Raw genomic sequence first — 21043 nt, 5'->3', positions numbered from 1 at the left:
TTGAACGGCCCGTCGTCTCAACTGTTCCGGTCCCATGCTGCGCAAACTCACACCCTATCTTCTCGTCGCACCGTTGATGATCTTCATCACGGTCTTCACCTACATTCCCGTCATCACCAGCGTGAACCTCAGTTTCCGGCACTGGGACTTCCTGTCGCCGACTATGCCTTTCGTCGGCTTTGAGAATTACCGCCTGCTTTTGAACTCCCGCGACTTCTGGAATTCCTTGCAGGTAACCGCGATCTTTGCGCTGTTCTCGGTGCCGATCCGGCTGGCGTTGGCGCTTGCCGTTGCAAGCTATCTCGTGCGCGAAACCCTGCCCTCACGGCTCCTGCGTGGAGCGCTGTTTCTGCCTTCCGTAACCTCCACAGTCTCGATCGCCGTTGTTTTCTCCTGGGTCTTCGCCACCGATTACGGCATGGTCAATGCGGCGCTGACCTCGCTCGGCCTCGGCAAGGTGCAATGGCTCCAGGATCCGCAACTCGCGCTCTGGGTGCTGATAATAGTCAACACATGGAAGCAGCTCGGCTACGATATCGTGATCTATATCGCCGGCCTGCAGGCGGTGCCGCAGGAACTTTATGATGCTGCCGCCGTGGATGGCGGCCGGCGCCTTCATGTCTTCCGGCGCGTGACCGTGCCCCTGGTCATGCCGACCACCTATTTCCTGCTGGTGATTTCGGTGATCGAGGCCTTTCAGGTCTTCACCATCGTCAACATCATGACCCGCGGCGGCCCGGCGGGTGCGACCGATATGCTGGTCAATCTGCTCTACCGCGTCGGTTTTACCCTTTTCGATATCGGCAGGGGATCGGCGCTCGCCGTCCTGCTCTTCATCTTCCTGATCGTGCTCGCGCTGATCAAATCCTTCGTCATCGGCCGGAGGGTTCACTATGAGGCTTAAGAACCGTCTTGTGACCGGGCTCGCGCTTGCTGCCGGCCTGATCTTCCTGTCGCCCGTACTCTATTCGATCTGGATGTCGTTCGAGACAGCGCAGTCCTATTACACGGGCCAGTACGAGTTCACGCTCGACAACTATGTCCGGGCCGTCGCCGAATACAATTTCGCCCGCTACCTGCTGAACAGCATCATCGTGTCGGGCCTGGTCACGCTGCTCGGCATTACGGTCGCAACCATGGCAGCCTTTGCCTTCGCGCGCTACCAGTTCCGCGGCGGCAACCTGCTCTTTGGCGCGACCGTCGCCACGCTGATGATCCCGAGCCATATCAGCCTGATCCCGAACTACCTGACACTCGCCAAGGCCGGCCTGCTCGATACTTATGCCGGTCTCATCCTGCCCGCGATCTCGAATGGCTTTGCCGCCTTCTTCCTGCGCCAATATATCAAGGGCATCCCGAAAGCGCTGGACGAGGCCGCCTATATGGACGGCGCAACACCGCTGCAGGTGCTGTGGCGCGTGATCGTGCCGATCGCGAAGCCCGCCATCTTTTCCATGGGGCTCTACATATTCATCAGTGAGTGGAACAACTACATCTGGCCGCTCGTCGCCGTTGGCAAGGAAGACCTCTACACACTGCAGATCGGTCTTGCTCGCCTTTATCGCATCAATCCCGGCGAAGGTCTGGTCGATTGGCCACTCGTCATGGCGGCCTGCACCCTCAGCATGCTGCCCGTGCTGCTCGGCTTCCTGCTGGTCGAGCGACATCTCGTGCGCGGCATTACGCTCGGCGCGGTCAAATAATCATGAACAAGGACAAGCATAGAATGACACGCATCGCTTCGCATCGCGGCGGCACTCTGGAATTCGGCGACAGCACGCCGCACGGTTTTGCCGCGACGGCAAGAATGGCGCTGGAAGAAGTCGAGTTCGACGTCCATCCGACAGCCGACGGCGCAATCATGGTTCATCACGACGCCACTCTTGACGGAACGACGGACCGCAGCGGCGTGATCGCGGCGATGAGCGAGGCGGAAGTTCGCGCCGCCGTCATCAATTACGGCGCCGGCGGACATCCGATCTCGCTTGCCGAACTCTGCGCCCTCTATGCCGACAGCACGGTTGACTTCCGCTGCGAGATCAAGCCGGGGGTCGACGGTCGCCCCTATGAGAATTTCGTACCGCATGTCGTAGAGATTCTCGCCCGCCACGGTATGCTCGAAAGGACGATATTCTCCTCCTTTCTGGTGGAATCGCAGGATGCGCTTTCAGCGGCAACCAGCCGGCCGAAACTCTGGCTCGTTAGCCCGCCGGTGCTGCGTCAGCTCGGGGCCGCAGCTGTTATCGAAGTCGCGAAGTCTCATAATATCCCGGAAATCGGCGTCCACGTGGACACCGCCGATACGGCACTGATGGCTGAAATTGAAGCCGCAGGGCTCGATTTTGGTTGCTGGGCCGCCCATTCGGCCAGGCAGATCGAAAGGGTGCTGGCACTTGGCGTGAAAGTCTTCACGACAGACCGCCCAAGCCTTGCCATCGCCATACGCAATCGCTTCGAGGTGGAGACTGCGCAATGAGCGGGATCGTCGTACGCGATATCAGAAAATCATACGTCGGCGGCCCGCAAGTCCTGCATGGCGTCTCCATGGATATCAAGTCCGGCGAATTCATCGTTATCGTTGGCCCTTCCGGTTGCGGCAAGTCTACCCTGCTGCGCCTCATCGCAGGGCTTGAGCGATGCGATGAGGGCGATATCGAAATCGGCGGTCGGCGTGCCAACGATCTCGCTCCGCAAGATCGCGACATCGCCATGATCTTCCAGAACTACGCGCTCTATCCCCATATGACGGTGCGCGAGAATATTGCCTTCGGCCTGGAACTGCGCGGCATGCCGAAAGCCGAGCGCAATGCGCGGGCTCAAGATGTGGCAAAGACGTTGCAGCTCGAAGCCTATCTCGATCGCAAGCCGGGTGCCCTTTCCGGCGGTCAGCGTCAGCGCGTGGCGATGGGCCGGGCCATGGCGCGCAACAGTTCCATCTTCCTGATGGACGAGCCGCTGTCAAACCTCGACAACGCGCTGCGGGTCGCCATGCGCACTGAAATCAAGGAGTTGCATCGCCAGCTCGGCGCGACAATCGTTTATGTCACGCATGACCAGACCGAGGCGCTTTCACTGGCCGACAGGATCGCGGTGATGAAGGACGGTAATCTCCTGCAGTTCGACACGCCGGAGGCAATCTATGACCAGCCGCAGAACCGCTTTGTTGCGGGCTTCCTGGGTGTTCCCGCGATGAATTTCATGCCTGTCGAGCACCTTCCCGGTTGGCAGGGCCGATCGGGCCTGACCGCCGGGCTAAGGCCCGAATCCATGACGATCCGCGCCGAGGAACCTGCGGAGCCTGCCCTGCCCGTCCGGCTCATGCTGTCGGAGATGACAGGGTCTGATATCATCCTGCATTGTGAGAGCCCGGCCGGACGCATCACGCTTACCAGCCCGCGCAAGGATGTACCACGCCATTCCGACAACTTCTGGGTCATGTGCGACCTTGACCAGGCCGTGTTTTTCGATAACCAGAGCGGGAGCCGTGTCGATCTTTCAGCTGGAGATCGTCGAATTTAGACGCCGCTGATCGTTCCGGTTTGGAAAAGCGCAAGAAGTGATGCAATGGAAAGACAAAGCGAGATTCCGCAGCTTCTCGGCGATCTTATCAGCCGCAACTCGACGAAGCTCACCGAGGCCGATACGCGCCTTCTCGACGTGATGATGCAGGATCCTATCCGCGCGGCGATGGAAAACGGCAAAGCGGTCTCCTTCCGCGCCGGAGTACATCCGGCCTCGGCGGTGCGGCTGGCACGCCGCCTTGGCTTTAAAGGCTATCCGGAATTCCGGACCTTTCTGCAGGCGAATCTCATCGAAGGCGGCGGCGATTTTGAAAGCCCGGCCGCCCGCATGGCCGCCCGTCTCGTCCGGGCGGAAGACGGCGGCGTGCTTTCCTCCGTTCTCGACAGCGAGATCACTGCGCTCCAGCAGGTGCGCAACGCCGTTGCCGACGCCGATATCAGAGGTTTTTCCGAAGTGCTGCGCGATTGCCGACGCGTCTTCGTCTTCGGGCGCGGGCATTCTGCCGCCCTCGCCTCGCTCATCGCCCTCAGGCTCAATCGCTCGGGCTATCCGTCAGTCGATCTCGCCAGCCAGATGCATCTGATCGCCGAAGTGCTGGCTACGTTGGAAACCGGCGATGTCGTCTGGCTGCTTGCCTTCCGCAAGGCCTCGCCCCTCATCCAACAGATCCGAAAGATCGCAGCCGAAAGAGGTGCCAGGGTGCTGGCGCTGACCGATCTGCTCAGTATCCGCATCGATCCGGCACCCGACAGGCAGATTTCGGTCTCCCGCGGCGACGCCGGCGAATCCCAATCTCTCGTCGTTCCCATGACAATCGCCAACGCGATCATTCTCGACCTGGCCGCAATCGATGACGGCCGCTCGCTGCGGGCGCTTGGGGCCTTCAAGGCTTTCCGCGCCGACTGCGGTCTCTCACCGGTGATCCTGTAAGGCCAGAAATCCGCCACCGTGAGGAACATGAGATTTTCCCGGGAGACATTTCAGCCTCCCGGATAAATCAGCTCGTAGCTCAAGCCGCCCGGGCGGCCTTGGCGGGGATTTCGACGTCGATTTCGAGGATTGAGACGTTCTCGCCGCGATCGATCCTGATCTGCAGGCGATCGCCTTCGATTTCGACATGCTTGGCGATCACAGCAAGGATCTCTTCTCGAAGGATCGAAACGAGATCCGATCCGGGAGAGATTCGTTCATGTGCCAAAAGCAGTTGCAGGCGTTCGCGCGCAACCGGCGCGGTTTTCCTCTTCTGAAAGAAATCGAATACGCTCATGCTGCCCTCCGTCCGAAGATCTTGCCAAACAGACCACGCTTCTCGCCGGGGATCGAAACCGGAAGAACTTCGCCATTAAGGCGACGGACCGCTTCGAAATAGGCCTTGGCCGGCGCACTACTCTGATCTGCAAGCGTCACCGGAGCGCCAAGGTTGGACGCACGCAACACATCCATGCTTTCCGGGATGATACCGAGCAGCGGGATCGACAGGATCTCGAGCACGTCATCCACCTTCAGCATGTCGCCGCGTTCGGCACGGGTGACATCGTAGCGGGTGAGAAGCAGATGCTTTTCGATGCGCTCGCCGCGCTCCGCCTTTTCCGTCTTGGCATCCAGAAGACCGATGATGCGATCGGAATCGCGTACCGAGGAAACTTCCGGATTGGTGACGATCACGGCGATATCGGCATGCCGCATCGCAAGCGTTGCACCACGTTCGATACCGGCCGGGCTGTCGCAGATGACCCAGTCGAAATGCTTCTTAAGCTCGGTGATGACGCGCTCGACGCCTTCTTCGGTGAGGCAGTCCTTGTCGCGGGTCTGGGACGCCGGCAGCAGGAAAAGCGTTTCGAGGCGCTTGTCACGGATCAGCGCCTGGGTCAGCTTGGCGTCGCCCTGAATGACATTGATCATGTCATAGACGACCCTGCGCTCGGCGCCCATGACGAGATCGAGGTTGCGAAGGCCAACGTCGAAATCGACGACCACGACCTTCTCGTTTCTTTGCGCCAGCGCGGCCCCCAACGCTGCAGTCGAGGTTGTCTTGCCAACGCCGCCCTTACCCGAGGTTACAACAATGACCTTTCCCATATCCCTCTCCTGTTTGAACCATTCACCCGTTAAATCAGTCGCGACGCCATGATCGCATCATTCTCAAGCCATAATTGCGCAGCCTGGCCACGCAGATCCGCCGGCAGATCGTCGGCGGTCTTATAGATCCCGTCGATTGCCAGAAGCTCGGCCTCCAGCTTGCGGCAGAAGATTCGCGCCGCTGAATTGCCGATCGACCCGGCGAGTGCGCGTCCGCGAAGCGCGCCATAAACGTGAATCGAACCACCAGCGATAACTTCAGCGCCCGAAGCGATGGATCCGATGACCGTTACATCCCCCTCGGGAAAAACAATCGACTGACCGGAGCGCACCGGCTCATGCAGTACAAGCGAAGACGGAGCTGCACGAACAACCGGTGCAACGACCTCTCGCACTTCGGGCGCCTGCGCCTTGTTCGGTTTCCGCGCCTCGGTCTCCGCGCTAGCGGTAGGCATCTCCACATCAGCGGCCGGTCGCCCACCAACCATGCCCGGCGGCATGCTGGCGTCGAGCTGCGATGGTCGCGCGCCTTCAATACCCATCACCCTGACGCCGCGCTCGCCGAGAGCCGCAACCATTCCCTTGAGGGCGGCACGATCCAGCGCGAGTTCACTGACATCCAGAACAACCGGCCTGCCGAGGAAGAAACCAGCTGATCTCGCAGCGAGGTCGTCGAGACGTACGAGCCAATCCTCGAACGGCAAATCAGGTGTCAGCACGACCGCAAGAAACGATCTGCCTTTGATGCGAATGGAGCGCGCTTCAGTTAACACGTTAGTAAACTTGGTTAATTTCGGTTTAAAAGCTTTAGCTGCTTCATGGTTAACAAATCGTTAACGCAGGGTTGATGGAGCCAAAAAATGGCTCCCTGAAACGGTAGCGAACAATCACTCAACGCCGCACCTCATGCGGGTTATATTTCAGCCTTTTGTCGGAAAAATCAGGGCCTTGCTTGATTTGAGGGGCAATAGAAACCGGAAAGCCTTCGGTCGATTGGGAGCCATGCTCTTGCTAAGATCGCATGTTCGCTCGCAGAGTATCGCCGCCTGTATGACAGACTCACATCAAGGGCAGGCGGAGAAGAAATGACCAGCTTTTTGATTACGGGACCGGAAACGGCGAGTTTCACCATCCTCCTTGCTCATGGTGCAGGCGGAGCGATGGATTCTGCGTCGATGACCGGTCTATCGAAAGCGCTCGCAGACGGCGGCTTCAAGGTGGCGCGATTCGAGTTTGCCTATATGGCCCAGCGTCGCCAGACCGGAGCGGTAAAGCCGCCGCCTCGTGCAGACCATCTGCTCGGCGAATATCGTGCAGCCATCGGTGAACTCGATGCCGGCAACCTGATCATCGGGGGCAAGTCGATGGGCGGTCGTGTCGCAAGCATGATCGCAGACGAGACTTTTGCGGCGAAGAAAATCCGGGGCCTGCTTTGCCTCGGATATCCGTTTCACCCGCCGGGAAAGCCGGACCAGCTTCGCACCGCGCATCTGCAGAGCCTGCAAACGCCCACGCTGATCTGCCAGGGAACGCGTGACCCCTTTGGATCAAGAGACGAGGTCGCAACCTATTCGCTCTCCAATCAGATCGATCTGCTCTGGCTGGAAGATGGCGACCACGACCTCAAGCCACGGAAGAAGATCTCAGGCTATTCCGCCGGCGACCACATGCAAAAACTATCCGCATATGCAGCGGCCTGGGCAAAACGATTATAGTAGTCGGGAAATACGCGCATAACGCGATTTTTCTGTCGAAAGCGGCCACTTCTCTGCATTTTAAGACTATTCACTAAACATTTTTAAAGGGTTTGCTTGATCGAATGGCGCCCTCGCGCATCCGCGCGGAAATCAGGTCCTGAACGAAGCGGCTCTCAACTGAACATGCGCTTTGTCATCCGGCGGGAAATAAGGCATGGGCGCGACTGACAGCAGGAAGATCCACGGCAATCTTTCCATCTATCTCGACCTGCTGCGGTTCGGCGCAGCCGTTGTCGTATTTCTCTCCCACGCGCATGTCTTCCTTCTCCCCTCCATCAAGATCGGACCTCTTGGTTGGGGGCGGGAAGCGGTCGCCGTTTTCTTTGTTCTTTCAGGATTTGTTATCAGCTATGTCAGGCAGGTGAGCGAAAGGGAGTGGCGCGTATACCTTGTCGCCCGTCTCGCCCGAATTATGCCTGTTGCCCTGCTGGCGATTGCGGTGATCTTCGTGGCCGACAATATCGGGACACATGCGAACGCCTTCTACTACGATTTCATCAACACCGGATTTTTCACGCCAGTTTCGGTCGAAGCCGCGCTCGCCTACGTGACCTTCACCAATCAACTATGGTTTGCACATGCCGTTTTCGGCAGCGGCGAACCTTACTGGTCGCTGGGCTTTGAAGTTCAATACTACCTGTTCTTCGGCCTGTTGGCCTTTTCGCCGAGCCGCACGAAAATACCGTTGCTGTGCCTCTGGGCCGCTTTGGCCGGTCCGAAAATCCTGATGTATATGCCGCTATGGCTCATGGGCTGGTTGACGATGAAGTGCGTCATCGAGCGCCCACCCTTTCGGCGTCCCATCGCAATCGCAATGATTGCCGCATCGGTCGTGCTGTTCTTCAGCTTGAAATTTTTCGCCGATCGCGCCGCAACCAACATGTACGAGACCTGGTCACCACCTCAAGAAGCGATCAATTTCGTCTACTTCAATCTCATTGGCGTTGCCGTGGTCTTGCATCTTATCGGTGCGGCATCGCTGCTTCGACAGGCTCCGGCACTGTTCGAAAAGACGGGTCCGGCGATCAGATGGCTGGCTGGCGGCAGCTTTACGCTCTATCTTGTCCACCAGCCGCTCATCCTCATGTTTGCATCCTTCCTGCATCCGGTGGAGGAGCATGTTCCGACGGCGGCAGCCCTGCTGGTTGCCTGCTTCGTCCTTTGTTTCCTGCTGGCTGAGGTCGCCGAACGCCGAAAGAAGTTCTTCGCCCGGCTCATCGTGAGCCTGCTGCCAGCGCTGTCGCGGACAGGCCAGAGAATGCCCGTCGATATTGCTGCCGACCCGGTTATCTCTAGCCACGCAACGCCGACGACTTCGCAGCTCATTCGCGTTCTCGAGGAAATGCAAAACGCGCTCGATGGAGAAGAAAAAGTGGTCGACAATCATGACGCACCACCTCGAGACCGCGTATCGCGCGCTTGAGTGCCCTCCTCAGTGAACGCTCGGGAGCCTTACCGCGGAGGCGAAATCTTCTGCCACCAGTTCGCTGATCGCAATCAGTGTTTCCTCGATCGTAAAACCAGAAGCCACAGTCGCCTCGATCAGATCCTGCAGATCAGGTCCGATAGCCTCGCGGCAATCGTCAAGCCGATCATCGGAAACCGTCAAACTACGCAACTCTTCCATGATGTCCCTTTCCAGAACAGAGGGGCAAGAATAGAGCGCCACCGGCTTATTGCGGCAGCGCTGCCGTTATCAGCGCGCAGACGCGCGGCGTCTTGCTGCCGGTAGAAGCCCTTCACGCTGCATCTTCTTGCGGGCAGCCTTGCGCTGCCGGGCTATAGCCTGGGCTTTTTCACGGACGCGTCGCTCGGAGGGCTTCTCATAGGCCCGGCGCTCCTTCATTTCTCGAAACAGTCCTTCGCGCTGCATCTTCTTTTTCAGCGCCCGCAGAGCCTGTTCAACATTGTTGTCTCTAACGATGACCTGCATGTTTTCTCCTTGCGAATGATGGTAGCGAACCCGCTCGCCTGGCGATTTCACGGCATTCGTCCTGCACGGGTGGGCGCAAATCCAAGCAGGCTTGGATCAAACGATCAGAGGATCTGGCTTTGCCGCTGCGTGGTCGCGGCTGCGATAGGTACTGGACCAGCCAATGGTCGATGTTTGCGAAAGTCTTGTCTGGACCGCGCTTCCTCAAGAGGAGATCCTGCGGTCCGATGGGAGCTTACCCATCCGATACGGGTGATAGGAGGTAAGTAAGAGCGGGGTGACGTTATTGCAAGCCGGCCTGATTCCACCTCGGCGTCCGGGCAAAGGAACTTTCTGAAGCCATGTACATTCCCCTCGCCGAGTGCGGACCGTGTCAACCGGACGCGACGGGGATGGTGAACATGGCGATTTTTCCGGTTTCCCGCCATGGCCAACGAAATGGCAGACGAGCACCCAACCTGTCCGGCCCGCCTCGCCGTCTGGAGGTCGATTGAAAATAGCCACCTACAATATCAACGGAATTGTCGGCCGCCTCCCAATACTCGTGCGATGGCTGCAAGAAGATGCGCCGGACATCGCCTGCCTTCAGGAGCTGAAGACTCCCGATGATAAATTCCCCCAACGGGAGATCGAACGCTTAGGCTATCGCGCCGTCTGGCACGGCCAAAAGAGCTGGAATGGCGTGGCAATCCTTGCGAGAGACGTTCTGCCGGTGCTTACGCGCCGAGGCTTGCCGGGAGACCTGGACGACAGCCACAGCCGCTACATCGAGGCTGCTGTAAGCGGTCTGCTGATCTGCTGCCTCTATCTTCCAAACGGCAACCCTGCGCCCGGCGCCAAGTTCGACTACAAGCTGCGCTGGTTTCAACGCCTGCATCACTATGCCGGAGAGCTCCTGGACATCGAAGTCCCGACCCTCCTCATCGGCGACTTCAACGTCATACCGACAGACATGGATGTCTATTCGCCGGAACGTTGGCGCGATGATGCCCTGTTCAGACCAGAGGTCAGGAAGGCCTATGCCAGACTGGTTCAACAGGGATGGACGGATGCGCTTCGCCACCTTCATCCGGACGAGCGAATCTACACCTTCTGGAAATACTGGAGAAACTCATTCGAACGGGATGCCGGACTGCGGATCGACCATGTGCTTCTCAGCCCAGACATCGCCCCACATCTTCGCTCTGTGAGCGTCCGGCGCAATCCGCGACGGTGGAACCACACGAGCGATCATGCACCCGTCATGATTGAGCTCGACCTGCCTTACGTGGGGGGCGAGAGCCGTTGAGTTCACAAGTATAGAGCGCCGGCGAAACCTCCTCATCCGCACGCTCCGGAAAAAGTTGCCGGCGTATGCGATCCAGTGCCTCTGCTTCCTTGCGTGTTCTTGCAAGCAGATCGGGGGTAACATCGCCGTAGCGTTTACCATCCGCCGAAGCAACACCGACCGTCCCGCCGCTCGACAGGAAGTCGCAGAAAGATCGCACGGATCGAAGACGCGTGGTGATCTCGATATAATAGCTATCGTAGCCGGCCATGCTCATCTCCTTCGCTCTCAAAGGTTAACGCGCACTGCGTCAATATGATGGCGCTCATTGCGTGGCTCGGCGGTACCTTCCTGAAAGCACGGCCCTGAAAGCACGGCCGCGATCGAAGCCGTGGGTCATCACCCACGCATGGGCGTTATTCTCTTTTGGTGGAACATTCATCCGTCCACCGCCTTTGTTCTCTCAAGGAGAAATTGCCATGGCCAACGCTCGCACCACTTTCCACGAAGTCGTCTCGGAGATCGCCGCGCTCACGATTTCAAATGCAGCCGATCATATCGGTCAGTGGACGGTTGAATATCTGACCCGACGCGAAATCTTCTATCAGTTTTCGGGAAATTGCAGTCTCGCAGGTGAGGACGTTACCGGGCATCGGTTCGACGGCACACGCGACACGCTGACAGCCTTACCACCAAATCTGCTCGTTCCCGCCATCTCCGATTTCGACAACAACACAATCATGGCCTTCTATATCGGGCCGAGCATATCGGTGACGACGATCGCTCGGGAAGCGGTCGATTGCTCCGTGCGGGCTCCGGAAGTACTGCTGGTAGACATCACCGTCGATGACGAAGATTTGCTTTCAGGTACAAGATCACTGACACGGCTGGCTTTCGTTGGCCTCGATGCCGATGAAGGATGGTCGCCGCTCGTTCCATGCGCCGATATCCTGACTATAAGTGACATGATCCACCCGTTCTGGTGCCACGGTAGACAGGTTGCCAGGGGCGGTCTGCTGCAGATCAGGATCTGACGAGACGATCCTGTGCCAGATGCGACCTCATGTTCGTGAGCGGTCGCCGGGTCGTCACTCAGTCGAATAACTCACCACGCCCAATCTGTCCTTGCTTCGCATCGATATCGCTGATCGACGGATCCTCGGCGGGATCTGGATCCCTTGTGTTTGCTTCCTTGAGCGAGCGAGCCGCCTCAACCAGTGCCACTGTTATTTCATCCGTGCTCCAGCCCGCCGCGTTGGCATCAGCGACAAGCGCCTCCAAGGCCATACGGGCAGCGTCTGTCGCCTCCTGATACCGACGCGTAGGATCAATGGTTGTCGGAACTGGAAAACTCATATGCGTTCCTTTCGAGCGTTCGAACAGATGTGGTGTTTGAAGTGAACGCAGAGGATTGCAATTGGATGCGTCGATCATCTCGACTTGCGACGCAAGCCAGCTTGTATCAAGCAAGGCTCCTCGATGAATGCCCGTCTCTTGGCAGCGCGGAGTGAAGCCTTGAGTGAACCACGCCCACGCAGAGCCCAGGAAACGAAGCCCCCGGAACCAACCGCGAGCATATCGGTTGATACAATGAATTCCAAGCCACGAGAGAAGCGTAGCCCGCGGAAAAGCCGAAGGGAGGTTTCAATGTATGTGAGCGACGCAAAGGTAACGCACCGGCACAAGGTCTGGCATGTCGATTTCTTCGGCGACGCCGGTGAGCAGTTGACAGTACGCCTTCCCGAAGCGGCGGCGGCGAGCGAAGAAGCCGCACTCGATCGCGCCAGGGAAATGATGGTGCAGTTGACGCCCTTCGGCACGCGCGGCGGCAAGCCAAGCCTCAATCGCTACGACAGTTTGAGCAACGGCAATTTCGACGACGATCAAACGCTCGTCGGAGTGAAGCATTAAGGGAGGGAGTTGGATGACCATACGACAGGGGAGCTGCGGTTGCGGCAAGATACGCTACCAGGTCGAGGGTGAGCCGAAACGGATCGGGCTTTGCCATTGCACCGACTGCCGACAGGAAAGCGGCGCAGCCTTTACCTACTACGCCATCTGGCGGAAGGACGCCTTCCAAACCACGGGGGAAACCGCAGTGCATCACGGCCGCCGTTTCTGCCCGACCTGCGGTTCGCGGGTCTTTGCCTACGACGAAGACGAGGCCGAGATCAAACTCGGAACGCTTGAGGATGCGCCAACCGGCCTCAAGCCCACCTACGAGCTTTGGATCAAGCGGCGCGAACCCTGGCTACAGCCGGTGGAGGGAGCAGAACAGTTCGTGGAAGATCGTATCTGATCGACGTGTAGAGCTCGGCAATCGCCCACACGCGATCGATCCCGGTTATCGCCGAACTCCCCGTCAATAATTCGCTTCGGCTGATCACCCTTAGCGAGAACGCAAAAAGGCGAGAGGCATCGCTGTCATGCCAGAAGAAGGCAGTGACCTGGACCGTGCCGCCACCAGGAGCGTCACGGCAACGATGCCGGCGAGTTTCAGCCAGGGATAGTTCGCAAGCCGCTGATTGGCTCTCCCATCCGCCGATTGGGCGCGTGTCGAAATGGCGGTCTTTGCCTGCTCGCGGAGGAGAGCGACGCGTCGGCGCAACGACGTCAGGTCCGCCTGCAATCTTGCGAGCTCGGCAGTCTCCTGCTCCTCCGCCGATTGATCGACCCGCGGCAACATAGCCTCCTCCGCTTCGGCCGCCTTTTCGATATCGGCAAGATGTTCATCAAGCTCGGCTTTCGTTTTGAATCCGCGCGTTCGTATATCCGTCATGGGCACCTCCATCCGGCGGGTCGATTATCGCAAGATGAGAACGCGCTCAGCGGTCATAAGTTCGAAGCTCGCGGATACATCCCGCCTTGTGCCCGGAATCTCACGCGACAGACAATCGAGTGGGCATCTCGTCCCCCACTGCACGGTCGAGGCGCTCGACCAAAGCTCGGTTTTAGAGGGCATCAGCATCCGGGCCGCTAGCGCGCACCTGTCACATGGTTCAGCTCCGCCATCAGGGCGCGACCGCTGGACCACGCGATGACGACATAGGCAAGCAAGCCAACCACAACCCCCATCAACAAGTCCACCAAGGGCAAATGCAGGCTGCCGCCTGTCATATGCAGGGCCAGACCCACGGCGCCGACCATGACGCAGGCGCCCAGCCCGGCGGGAAGAACCCTGCGCAACAGGGAGGGCCAACGAAAACCCGTGCCGCGCTGCAGGAAGTAGAGAGAGATTGAGGTGGTCAATGCCGCAGCCACGACCTGCGCGATCGCGATATTGACGAGGTCCGGGCGGACCCAGCCGGCAATCGCAAGGCAGGCGAGGCTTGTTGCCGTGAACAGCATATTCAGCCGTGGCAACAGGGAGACCCGGCCGATAATGCTGAGTACGGGTTCGTTGAGCATCTGGATGACGGCAATGCCGCGCGCAGCTGCCAAAAGGATGAGCACTGGGGCGGCCGCGAGCCACTGGACCCCAAGCAGCACGTTGACGAGCTGCTCGGATACGACGGCAAGCCCCATGAAGACGGGAAGAGCGGCAAATGCGGTAGCCGCCATTATCAATCCCGTGAGCCGGCTGAGGCCTTCCGCCCCGCCGCCCGCCGCACTCTGCTGGCGGGAGAAATAACTCCATGCCAGCATTCGCACGGGTTCAGAAATGAGCTCTGTGACCGCGCCGACGATGCGGCTTGCCATTCTATAGAGGCCGACCTCCGTCGCGCCGATAAAGAACACGATCAGGAATTCCGCACCGTAACTTTGCGCGAACTGCATCAGGCGCGACGCCAGGAGCCGTGTAGAATAGGCAAGCGCCTCGCGGGCGGTTGTGAGTTGGAATTCGAAGCGCGGAAGCCAGCGCGCAAAGCCCGTGGACATCAGAAGTGCGACAACGACGACGCAACAGCGTCCTGCCGCGAGCGCGACAATGCCCCAGCCGAGCAACAGTCCCCCGGTCGTCACCAGAAGGCCCGCAAACTCCGATGCCGCCTGATAACAGGCAAGTTCACGCAGGCGTCGTCCCCTGACCAGTACGCCGCTCTGGCAGATAATGAACGTTCCGGGCACGATGGTCGCCATCAGCAGCAAGAGAGTGACAAAGATCGATCCGGTGGGTGCCAGCCAGACGAGCGAAACGGCAAGCCCGATCAGGCCAAGGATGGTGAAGGCGAAACCGCTTGCAAGCGCGCAAAAAAGGACCGTACCGGGCAGCTCTCGATCGTGCGGCGCAGCAATCAGGTATTCGCTCCATCCGGCTTCGGCAATCTTCGATTGCAGCAACACGGTCGAGGAGACCATGGCAAAGACGCCAACGTCGGCCGGTGAGAGGACGCGGGCCGCGACGAGCAACGTACCGATACCGCAGAGCTGACTGACCAGACGAGCGCCCGAAACCCATAGCGCATCCCGCGATGTAGAGACACTACGCGGCTCCTGGTCCTGATCTGTGCCGAGTAGTGATGCCGTACTAGATGTGCCCATGGTCACATGTTCTATTGAGTTTATCTGGCATTTATATTTGCATTATTACGCGTACCGCACGTGTTACCAAAGTAACAACTTTGGTGTATATTCTATGTTGACGATCTATACTCACTTCTGCATAGTCAAGATGGAATTACAATCCTGCATATGAAGATTGGTCGGCACATGCATGGATTTCATCCGGCCCTTTGTGACGACACAAAATCGTTTATTGGCCAATTTGGCCGGAGGGACATAATAATGATCATACTTGCACATCGTGGCTGGTGGCTTGCCCCCCATGAGCGGAACACTTTAGGGGCATTCGACAAGGCTTTTGCCGCCGGACACGGCGTCGAACTGGATGTTCGCGACCTGGATGGCGAACTGGTTATTTCACACGATCCCGCCACAACCGGCGCATTGTCCTTTGCGCGCGTTCTTGAGTGCTATGCAGCAAATGGCGCCCCGGGCCGGCTCGCCATCAATATCAAGGCGGACGGCCTCTGCCCTGCCCTGGTGCCGATGCTGGAACAGTATGGGGTGACGAAACGTTCGTTCGTTTTCGATGCCTCAGTTCCCGATCTCAGGCCCTATCTCGACAGCGGCATCCCGGTTTTCACCCGCTACAGCGAAGTCGAGCTCTACCCATCCTTCTACGAACGTTGCGAGGGTGTCTGGGTAGATTCCTTCACCGAAAAGCCGGCATCCATCGAACGCGCGATTGATGATCTCCGACGCGGAAAATACGTCGCGATGGTCTCGCCGGAACTGCACAAGCGCCCGCATGAGGCAGTCTGGGCTGCCTGGTCCGGCGCATTGCGACAGGCTGCGAAGAGTGGGCTTCCACTCGAGCGGCTGATGATCTGTACCGATCTGCCCGATGCAGCCGAGCAGAGCTTTGCCTGGATGGTTGAGGAGGAAGTCACATGATCCGTGCTGTTTTGTTCGACATGGATGGCGTGCTGATCGATGCCAAGGAATGGCATTATGAGGCGCTGAACCGGGCGCTCGATCTTTTCGGCATGCCGATTGATCGCCAAGCGCATCTCACCACGTTCGATGGCCTGCCGACCCGCCGCAAGCTGGAGATCCTCTCCCGTACCAACGGTTTGCCGAAGGGACTGAACGAGCTGATCCATGAGCTGAAGCAGGACTATACGATGGAGCTGATCTACACCCGCTGCAAGCCGGTGTTTGCCCATCAATATGCGCTCAGCCGTCTCAAGCACGACGGCTACAAGATCGCCGTCTGCTCGAACTCGATCCGTGTCACCATCGAGTCCATGATGCGGCGCGCCGGACTGGCGGACTATATCGACCTCATCGTATCCAATGAGGATGTCACCCGGGCCAAGCCGGATCCGGAAATGTATGTGACGACGATGGAGCGCTTCGGCCTCAGGCCGGATGAGTGCCTTATTCTCGAAGACAATGAATATGGCCTGAAGGCCGCGCGCGACAGCGGCGCTTACGTCATGCAGATCGGAACACCGGCCGACGTTGTGTATGGCCGGATCGTGTCCGAAATCAAGCGTGTATCGGAGGTGATGGCATGATCGTCCTGTTCCCCACGACGGGCACAAGCCCGCATTTCAGCCCGGAAGACTACGCCTATCCGCGCCCGCTCATCGAAGTGGCCGGAAAGCCGATGATCCTGTGGGCGATCGAAAACATGAAGTCGCTAGGCAGCGACGCGCATTTCCTCTTCCTCGTCGATCAGCAGGATGCCGTCAAATATTCCTATGAGCGGATCTTCGACCTCAGCACCAATGGTCGCTCCGAAGTCGTGATGCTGAAAGGCGCGACCGCCGGTGCGCTCTGCACCTGCCTGATGGCGATCGACAGGATCGACCCGACCGAGCCGCTGGTGATTGCCAACAGCGACCAGATCATCGACACCCGCCTTGCATCCGTGATTGCCGAATTCGAGGCAGCCAAAGCGGATGCCGGCGTCATCACCTTCGAGACGATCCACCCGCGCTGGTCCTATGTGACGCTTGGCGATGACGGCCTGATCAACCGTACATCCGAGAAGGATGTGATCAGCAACAAGGCGATCGCAGGATTCTATTATTTCCGCGAGGCCCAGATTTTCTTCAAGGCCGCGACTGCTGCCTTGAGGCACGGGGTGACGGTGGATGACCGCTACTATGTCAGCTCCTCGCTGAACGAGGTCATCCTGGATGGCGGCCGTGTCGTTTCCGCAAGCGTTCCGGCAGACCGCTACCACAGCTTCTACAATCCGAAGATGATCGAGAACTTCGAGCTCAATGGGGTCCGCCGCCTGTCCTCCGCACAGGCCCAGCGACCCGTGCAGCTGGTAGTTCCGGCCGCCGGCCGGGGCAGCCGCTTCGCCAAGGTCGGGTTCACCCGCCCAAAGCCCTTCATCGACGTGCTTGGCCGGCCGATGATCCAGCATGTGCTGGAAAACACGCTGCCGCCCGGCGGACAGCCGACGGTCCTGCTGCTGCGAGAACATCTGGACAGCCAGGCGGATGCGGTGGCCGAACTGCGCTCGCAGGGCGTCGGGATCGTTTCGGTCGATCAACTCACCGAAGGCACCGCCTGCACTGTTCTGCTGGCGCGCCAGCACCTCGACGAGGAAGCTCCGCTTCTCATCGCCAATTCCGACCAAGTGGTGGACATGCGTATCGTCGATTTCATCGATGACTGCATGTCACGCGATCTCGACGGGTCGATCCTCGTGTTTCGCGATCCGAAGCGCGATCCGAAATGGTCTTTCGCCGAAACCGATGCGGCAGGCTTCGTGCTCAGGGTTGCCGAAAAGCAGCCGATCTCCGAACTGGCGACGGTTGGCATCTACTTCTTCCGCCGCGCCGGCGATTTCATGAAGGGCGCGCTCGACATGATGGTGCACAACGACCGCACCAACAACGAGTTCTATGTCTGCCCTGCCTATAATTACGCCATTCGCAACGGTGCGCGCATCGGCGTTTACGAGATCGACGTCAGGAACATGCACGGGCTCGGCACGCCCGAGGATCTGGCCGAATATCTGCAGGGTCGCGAGCCTGCCTATGCGTGACGTCGCAACCAGCCCGAGCGCGACAGCGCCGCTGAACATCGTCATTCCCATGGCCGGGAATGATTTTGAGCGACCTGACGGCTCGGTGAAGGCGGAAACGCCGGTTGGAAAGACAACATTGCTCGGCGCCACGCTGGAGGCGCGCGCCTGGTGGAGCGGTGCGGCCGTGCCTGTTTTCGTGCTGCGGGACAGGCCAGCATCACAGCGCTACGCCCGTGAAACATTGCTGGCACGCTATCCAACAGCGCGCATCGTTTGGCTGTCCGAAATGAGCGGCGGCGCCGCCTGGAGCGCTGCGGCCGGTATGGCACTCGTCGCGTTTCCGGACGCACCCGTCGTCGTCGATCTCTGCGATATCATGTTCGATTGCGATGCTGATATTGCCGACATCTTCGCTGCCGACGCCAATCTCGGCGGTCTCGCGCTCACATTCGCTTCCCGCCATCCGCAATACAGCTATCTCAGCCTTGGAGAGGATGGCCGGATGCAGGAGGCAAGGGAAAAGGTCGTCATTTCCGATCATGCATCGGCAGGCGTTTATGCTTTCCGCAACGCAGCCGTTTTTCATCTGGCTCTGGCCCACAGCCTGGAGAACCGAGCGCGCCTTTCGCACAACGGCCTGCTCTTTGTCTGCCCGATGCTGAACGGCGTGGTCGCTCACGGCTTCGATGTCCGGACGCTACCGGCGCGCAATGTGTTCGATGTGAAGATCGCAGACGCGGCCCTTGCCGGCTAGCGTCGACGACGGAGGAAATACTTGTGCCGTCCCGCTTCGACCGGGACAAGCGGAGCCTTGCTGACGATCCCTTGACACGCTTCGCGGGATCAGAGGACGAGTAAACGGGAGATCATCATGACGGCCGGAACATCAAACAGATTACCCTCTCTCGCCATTATCATACCCTGCTACAACAATTCTGAAACGCTTGCCGAGGCGCTCGACAGCGCTCTGGCACAGGATTATCCGGACTTCGAGGTTCATATCTGCGACAACGGCTCCACCGACGGCAGCCGGGAAATAATCGAATCCTACACGTCTCCCTTGCTGAAGCCGGCTCTGCACCGCGACACCGTACCGCGCACGGACAATTGGAACCGCGCCTATACCGCCGGCGCGAATGCTGATTACCTCGTCACACTGCACGCCGACGATCGCCTCGCTCCGGGCGCGTTGCGCGCCATCGGGCGCGCGGCAATGCGCAACCCCGCCCTGATCCACGGCCGTTTCAGGCAGATCACCTATGAAGGAGACCCTATCCCTGGCCACCGCTTCGGGTGGAGTTACAGCAACAGCGGTGAGGCCTTCCGGGAATTGCTGCTGCTCAACAACATGGTCGCGATGCCGGGTGCGACGATCCGTACGGATGTCTTCTTCAAGGCCGGCCGCTGGGATCCAGCCTGGCAATATCTGCAGGATATGGAACTCTGGTGGCGCTGCGGCGAGCTCGGAGAAGTGGCGTTTGTCGCCGACATGCTTGGCGACCACAGGGCATACAAGCATCCGCAGGCGCTGCACCGGCACGCTGAGGAACATCTGCGCTGGGCGACGCGCAGACTTCGCAACGCTCCGACCCCCCGCCTGCGGCAAGCCGCCGCCGACGGGCTGAACGCCTATCTCACGCGCCTCGAAGCGGAAGTGGATACCTTGCCGGATGTCGCCGCCAGTCTGGTGGAGCCCGTAAGGGCAGCCAGGGCGGCACTCGCGAAGGCACCGGGAACACGCGTCGATGCCCTTCGCCGGCAGAGACTGTTGCGCATGCGGGCCGCCTCGCTCTCAGCTATCACAAAGCTCTTTGGGAGACTTTCACCCTGGCAGGCCTTGTCGCGTTGACGATCGACAGCATTCTCAGTTGAGATCCGTGTAAGCGGTAGTCTTTCAAATCGTTTTCGTGGCACGACTACCGACTGGGTTGGATCTAATCCCCGGGCCGTTTGACAGGAGGTCGTGATGAGCTTCATCGCGGCCGGTCACCACTTGCTGCAGGGAATCCATACACGGCCGCCGCGACGGTCATCGTGATCCCCTATGGCAAAGAGGAGTGCAGAGAGAATGCGTGCCATCGCAAGCAGGATCGCGATGACAGGCATGGTCAAGCCACCGGATCTTTCTTAGTGATGGAAGGAGACGCGGCAGATGCCGCGTCGATGTTGAGGTTAGTTGATGACCTGGATCACCTTGCGGGAAGAAGGCTCGACGATGACACGTTCATCGTTCACGATCGCATAGGCATATTTCGGATTGTCCGGAATGGGCGTTACGACAACAGTCTCCGGCAAGGCGTGGCCGACAACGACCTTTTCCTTGACGACCACGCGGGCCGAGGGAGCCGGAGCTTCGCGAACATAGGTGACGACCTTCTGCGGCGGCGGATCGATGGCCGTGCCGACAATTGCACCGGCTACGCCGCCGACTGCCGCACCAACCGGGCCACCGACGATCGCCCCGGTTACAGCGCCACCAGCGGCACCATTGACCGTCGAAGACTGGGCGAGTGCGATGCCTGACATGAGAGACGCGGCAACAGCCGTGCCCACAACTAGTTTGGAGAGCATTTTCTCCTCCTCTGGTTTCGAGGCGGCCTTTTTGACCGCTGCCAAACCAACGACCGGTTTTCCTTGCTGTTCCGGATCCCGGACCTCAGTCGGACTGGCTTCAGACTTTGGTCCGATCCCGCGCGGACTGAAGTCCCTGCCCCGGAACGCACTGCCTCCTCACCCGTTCGGCCCTCCATCGAAAGAGGAGTTAGTCATGGACGACAGGAACGAAATCCCGGAAATTTCCAGCGCATGGAACGCATCCCTGCTTGCGCTTGTCATCTTTCTTGCCGTCATGCTCTACGTCTTCGGCACGGCCATGTCGGGTGATACCGACGAGTTGACCGCCAGCATTCGCGGCGCCGATGTCGTCCAGTCCAGGTGAGGTGGAAAAGTCCGGCCGATGCGATAGTTTGCATGGATCGTCGCAAATCAGG

Annotated in this window: 27 protein-coding genes; 17 read left to right on the top strand and 10 right to left on the bottom strand. The window is 59.2% G+C overall.

What is annotated here, in order from left to right:
• The first annotated feature begins 34 nt into the window (after positions 1–34).
• From FHX06_RS14815 to FHX06_RS14795, 5 genes are read left to right on the top strand one after another with little or no spacing between them, the layout of a single operon-like run.
• Entirely contained in the window at positions 35–904 is an 870-nt protein-coding gene (locus FHX06_RS14815) for a carbohydrate ABC transporter permease (RefSeq protein ID WP_183879849.1), read from the top strand.
• The gene (locus FHX06_RS14810) at positions 894–1703 is read left to right on the top strand and encodes a carbohydrate ABC transporter permease (protein WP_113114364.1); all 810 of its coding nucleotides are present in this window, start codon (positions 894–896) and stop codon (positions 1701–1703) included. The genes FHX06_RS14815 and FHX06_RS14810 overlap by 11 nt, the downstream gene beginning before the upstream one ends.
• Positions 1704–1726: 23 nt before the next feature.
• On the top strand, positions 1727–2476 hold the full coding sequence (locus FHX06_RS14805) for a glycerophosphodiester phosphodiesterase family protein (protein ID WP_183879847.1): 750 nt from the start codon (positions 1727–1729) through the stop codon (positions 2474–2476).
• Complete coding sequence (locus FHX06_RS14800) at positions 2473–3519, top strand: ABC transporter ATP-binding protein (protein ID WP_183879845.1); 1047 nt, start codon at positions 2473–2475, stop codon at positions 3517–3519. The genes FHX06_RS14805 and FHX06_RS14800 overlap by 4 nt, the downstream gene beginning before the upstream one ends.
• Positions 3520–3564: 45 nt before the next feature.
• Positions 3565–4452, top strand: a complete 888-nt coding sequence (locus tag FHX06_RS14795) for a MurR/RpiR family transcriptional regulator (protein ID WP_183879843.1) — start codon at positions 3565–3567, stop codon at positions 4450–4452.
• A gap of 79 nt (positions 4453–4531) precedes the next feature.
• Here FHX06_RS14795 and minE read toward each other — a convergent pair whose 3' ends face one another.
• The 3 genes from minE to minC are packed head-to-tail and all read right to left on the bottom strand — an operon-like array spanning position 4532 to position 6374.
• A complete protein-coding gene (gene minE / locus FHX06_RS14790; protein WP_112545273.1) occupies positions 4532–4789 on the bottom strand; it encodes a cell division topological specificity factor MinE in 258 nt (85 codons plus the stop codon).
• Complete coding sequence (minD, locus tag FHX06_RS14785; protein ID WP_112545272.1) at positions 4786–5601, bottom strand: septum site-determining protein MinD; 816 nt, start codon at positions 5599–5601, stop codon at positions 4786–4788. The genes minE and minD overlap by 4 nt, the downstream gene beginning before the upstream one ends.
• Before the next feature lie 29 nt (positions 5602–5630).
• Positions 5631–6374, bottom strand: coding sequence for a septum site-determining protein MinC (gene minC / locus FHX06_RS14780; protein ID WP_183879841.1), 744 nt, complete (start codon positions 6372–6374; stop codon positions 5631–5633).
• Positions 6375–6686: 312 nt separating this feature from the next.
• On the opposite strand from minC, the gene FHX06_RS14775 reads away from it, so the two are divergent.
• Together FHX06_RS14775 and FHX06_RS14770 are read left to right on the top strand one after the other, a co-directional pair.
• On the top strand, positions 6687–7316 hold the full coding sequence (locus FHX06_RS14775; RefSeq protein WP_183879839.1) for an alpha/beta fold hydrolase: 630 nt from the start codon (positions 6687–6689) through the stop codon (positions 7314–7316).
• Between the two features lie 196 nt (positions 7317–7512).
• Positions 7513–8781, top strand: coding sequence for an acyltransferase family protein (locus FHX06_RS14770; RefSeq protein WP_183879837.1), 1269 nt, complete (start codon positions 7513–7515; stop codon positions 8779–8781).
• 9 nt (positions 8782–8790) lie between these two features.
• Here the strand turns inward: FHX06_RS14770 and FHX06_RS14765 are convergent, their stop codons facing one another.
• Positions 8791–8985 carry a hypothetical protein gene (locus FHX06_RS14765; protein WP_112545268.1) on the bottom strand — a complete coding sequence of 65 codons (195 nt, stop codon included), beginning with the start codon at positions 8983–8985 and terminating at the stop codon, positions 8791–8793.
• Between the two features lie 69 nt (positions 8986–9054).
• Positions 9055–9291, bottom strand: coding sequence for a 30S ribosomal protein S21 (gene rpsU, locus FHX06_RS14760; RefSeq protein WP_112545267.1), 237 nt, complete (start codon positions 9289–9291; stop codon positions 9055–9057).
• 490 nt (positions 9292–9781) lie between these two features.
• Here rpsU and xth point away from each other — a divergent pair, with 490 nt between their 5' ends.
• Complete coding sequence (xth, locus tag FHX06_RS14755; protein ID WP_183879942.1) at positions 9782–10579, top strand: exodeoxyribonuclease III; 798 nt, start codon at positions 9782–9784, stop codon at positions 10577–10579.
• Here the strand turns inward: xth and FHX06_RS14750 are convergent.
• The gene (locus FHX06_RS14750; RefSeq protein WP_112545265.1) at positions 10533–10829 is read right to left on the bottom strand and encodes a hypothetical protein; all 297 of its coding nucleotides are present in this window, start codon (positions 10827–10829) and stop codon (positions 10533–10535) included. The genes xth and FHX06_RS14750 overlap by 47 nt on opposite strands.
• A 208-nt stretch (positions 10830–11037) precedes the next feature.
• Between FHX06_RS14750 and FHX06_RS14745 the strand changes: the two genes are divergently transcribed.
• Entirely contained in the window at positions 11038–11592 is a 555-nt protein-coding gene (locus tag FHX06_RS14745) for a hypothetical protein (RefSeq protein WP_112545264.1), read from the top strand.
• 58 nt (positions 11593–11650) lie between these two features.
• On the opposite strand, the gene FHX06_RS14740 is transcribed toward FHX06_RS14745, so the two are convergent.
• The gene (locus FHX06_RS14740) at positions 11651–12028 is read right to left on the bottom strand and encodes a hypothetical protein (protein WP_409564399.1); all 378 of its coding nucleotides are present in this window, start codon (positions 12026–12028) and stop codon (positions 11651–11653) included.
• Between the two features lie 177 nt (positions 12029–12205).
• Between FHX06_RS14740 and FHX06_RS14735 the strand changes: the two genes are divergently transcribed.
• On the top strand, positions 12206–12469 hold the full coding sequence (locus tag FHX06_RS14735; protein ID WP_113202036.1) for a hypothetical protein: 264 nt from the start codon (positions 12206–12208) through the stop codon (positions 12467–12469).
• Positions 12470–12482: 13 nt separating this feature from the next.
• Positions 12483–12857, top strand: a complete 375-nt coding sequence (locus tag FHX06_RS14730; RefSeq protein WP_113145343.1) for a GFA family protein — start codon at positions 12483–12485, stop codon at positions 12855–12857.
• 90 nt (positions 12858–12947) lie between these two features.
• On the opposite strand, the gene FHX06_RS14725 is transcribed toward FHX06_RS14730, so the two are convergent.
• Positions 12948–13337 (bottom strand): hypothetical protein, encoded by a 390-nt coding sequence (locus FHX06_RS14725; protein WP_183879835.1) that lies wholly within the window; start codon positions 13335–13337, stop codon positions 12948–12950.
• 197 nt (positions 13338–13534) lie between these two features.
• Positions 13535–15040: an oligosaccharide flippase family protein gene (locus tag FHX06_RS14720; protein WP_183879833.1), complete on the bottom strand. Its 1506-nt coding sequence runs from the start codon at positions 15038–15040 to the stop codon at positions 13535–13537.
• A gap of 243 nt (positions 15041–15283) precedes the next feature.
• On the opposite strand from FHX06_RS14720, the gene FHX06_RS14715 reads away from it, so the two are divergent.
• The 5 genes from FHX06_RS14715 to FHX06_RS14695 all read left to right on the top strand — a co-directional run bounded on the left by FHX06_RS14715 (position 15284) and on the right by FHX06_RS14695 (position 19902).
• Positions 15284–15955 (top strand): hypothetical protein, encoded by a 672-nt coding sequence (locus FHX06_RS14715; protein WP_113145341.1) that lies wholly within the window; start codon positions 15284–15286, stop codon positions 15953–15955.
• Positions 15952–16581, top strand: coding sequence for an HAD family hydrolase (locus FHX06_RS14710; RefSeq protein ID WP_112545258.1), 630 nt, complete (start codon positions 15952–15954; stop codon positions 16579–16581). Before FHX06_RS14715 ends, FHX06_RS14710 begins: the two co-directional genes overlap by 4 nt.
• Positions 16578–18071, top strand: coding sequence for a glycosyltransferase family 2 protein (locus tag FHX06_RS14705; RefSeq protein WP_183879831.1), 1494 nt, complete (start codon positions 16578–16580; stop codon positions 18069–18071). Before FHX06_RS14710 ends, FHX06_RS14705 begins: the two co-directional genes overlap by 4 nt.
• Entirely contained in the window at positions 18064–18807 is a 744-nt protein-coding gene (locus FHX06_RS14700; protein WP_210300524.1) for a hypothetical protein, read from the top strand. The genes FHX06_RS14705 and FHX06_RS14700 overlap by 8 nt, the downstream gene beginning before the upstream one ends.
• A gap of 117 nt (positions 18808–18924) precedes the next feature.
• Positions 18925–19902, top strand: a complete 978-nt coding sequence (locus FHX06_RS14695; protein WP_183879829.1) for a glycosyltransferase — start codon at positions 18925–18927, stop codon at positions 19900–19902.
• A gap of 323 nt (positions 19903–20225) precedes the next feature.
• Here the strand turns inward: FHX06_RS14695 and FHX06_RS14690 are convergent, their stop codons facing one another.
• Positions 20226–20624: a DUF1236 domain-containing protein gene (locus tag FHX06_RS14690; protein ID WP_112545477.1), complete on the bottom strand. Its 399-nt coding sequence runs from the start codon at positions 20622–20624 to the stop codon at positions 20226–20228.
• A gap of 196 nt (positions 20625–20820) precedes the next feature.
• Here FHX06_RS14690 and FHX06_RS14685 point away from each other — a divergent pair, with 196 nt between their 5' ends.
• Positions 20821–20991: a hypothetical protein gene (locus tag FHX06_RS14685; RefSeq protein ID WP_183850403.1), complete on the top strand. Its 171-nt coding sequence runs from the start codon at positions 20821–20823 to the stop codon at positions 20989–20991.
• The last annotated feature ends 52 nt before the right edge of the window (positions 20992–21043 follow it).

This window comes from Rhizobium sp. BK512, from assembly GCF_014194915.1.
In the GTDB taxonomy this organism is placed as follows: Bacteria; Pseudomonadota; Alphaproteobacteria; order Rhizobiales; family Rhizobiaceae; genus Rhizobium.
The sequence above is the reverse complement of the archived record's forward strand: the minus strand, read 5'-3'. Positions and strand labels throughout refer to the sequence as shown.

Excerpts from the sequence above, each read along its gene's own strand:
- FHX06_RS14730 (WP_113145343.1), top strand. The coding sequence starts at position 12,483 with ATGACCATACGACAGGGGAGCTGCGGTTGCGGCAAGATACGCTACCAG.
- FHX06_RS14795 (WP_183879843.1), top strand. The coding sequence starts at position 3,565 with ATGGAAAGACAAAGCGAGATTCCGCAGCTTCTCGGCGATCTTATCAGC.
- FHX06_RS14800 (WP_183879845.1), top strand. The coding sequence starts at position 2,473 with ATGAGCGGGATCGTCGTACGCGATATCAGAAAATCATACGTCGGCGGC.
- FHX06_RS14685 (WP_183850403.1), top strand. The coding sequence starts at position 20,821 with ATGGACGACAGGAACGAAATCCCGGAAATTTCCAGCGCATGGAACGCA.
- minE (WP_112545273.1), bottom strand. The coding sequence starts at position 4,789 with ATGAGCGTATTCGATTTCTTTCAGAAGAGGAAAACCGCGCCGGTTGCG.
- FHX06_RS14690 (WP_112545477.1), bottom strand. The coding sequence starts at position 20,624 with ATGCTCTCCAAACTAGTTGTGGGCACGGCTGTTGCCGCGTCTCTCATG.
- minD (WP_112545272.1), bottom strand. The coding sequence starts at position 5,601 with ATGGGAAAGGTCATTGTTGTAACCTCGGGTAAGGGCGGCGTTGGCAAG.
- FHX06_RS14805 (WP_183879847.1), top strand. The coding sequence starts at position 1,727 with ATGACACGCATCGCTTCGCATCGCGGCGGCACTCTGGAATTCGGCGAC.
- FHX06_RS14765 (WP_112545268.1), bottom strand. The coding sequence starts at position 8,985 with ATGGAAGAGTTGCGTAGTTTGACGGTTTCCGATGATCGGCTTGACGAT.
- FHX06_RS14815 (WP_183879849.1), top strand. The coding sequence starts at position 35 with ATGCTGCGCAAACTCACACCCTATCTTCTCGTCGCACCGTTGATGATC.
- FHX06_RS14705 (WP_183879831.1), top strand. The coding sequence starts at position 16,578 with ATGATCGTCCTGTTCCCCACGACGGGCACAAGCCCGCATTTCAGCCCG.
- FHX06_RS14735 (WP_113202036.1), top strand. The coding sequence starts at position 12,206 with ATGTATGTGAGCGACGCAAAGGTAACGCACCGGCACAAGGTCTGGCAT.
- FHX06_RS14775 (WP_183879839.1), top strand. The coding sequence starts at position 6,687 with ATGACCAGCTTTTTGATTACGGGACCGGAAACGGCGAGTTTCACCATC.
- FHX06_RS14745 (WP_112545264.1), top strand. The coding sequence starts at position 11,038 with ATGGCCAACGCTCGCACCACTTTCCACGAAGTCGTCTCGGAGATCGCC.
- FHX06_RS14700 (WP_210300524.1), top strand. The coding sequence starts at position 18,064 with ATGCGTGACGTCGCAACCAGCCCGAGCGCGACAGCGCCGCTGAACATC.
- FHX06_RS14695 (WP_183879829.1), top strand. The coding sequence starts at position 18,925 with ATGACGGCCGGAACATCAAACAGATTACCCTCTCTCGCCATTATCATA.
- FHX06_RS14750 (WP_112545265.1), bottom strand. The coding sequence starts at position 10,829 with ATGGCCGGCTACGATAGCTATTATATCGAGATCACCACGCGTCTTCGA.
- FHX06_RS14710 (WP_112545258.1), top strand. The coding sequence starts at position 15,952 with ATGATCCGTGCTGTTTTGTTCGACATGGATGGCGTGCTGATCGATGCC.
- FHX06_RS14725 (WP_183879835.1), bottom strand. The coding sequence starts at position 13,337 with ATGACGGATATACGAACGCGCGGATTCAAAACGAAAGCCGAGCTTGAT.
- FHX06_RS14770 (WP_183879837.1), top strand. The coding sequence starts at position 7,513 with ATGGGCGCGACTGACAGCAGGAAGATCCACGGCAATCTTTCCATCTAT.
- FHX06_RS14810 (WP_113114364.1), top strand. The coding sequence starts at position 894 with ATGAGGCTTAAGAACCGTCTTGTGACCGGGCTCGCGCTTGCTGCCGGC.
- FHX06_RS14715 (WP_113145341.1), top strand. The coding sequence starts at position 15,284 with ATGATCATACTTGCACATCGTGGCTGGTGGCTTGCCCCCCATGAGCGG.
- rpsU (WP_112545267.1), bottom strand. The coding sequence starts at position 9,291 with ATGCAGGTCATCGTTAGAGACAACAATGTTGAACAGGCTCTGCGGGCG.
- FHX06_RS14720 (WP_183879833.1), bottom strand. The coding sequence starts at position 15,040 with ATGGGCACATCTAGTACGGCATCACTACTCGGCACAGATCAGGACCAG.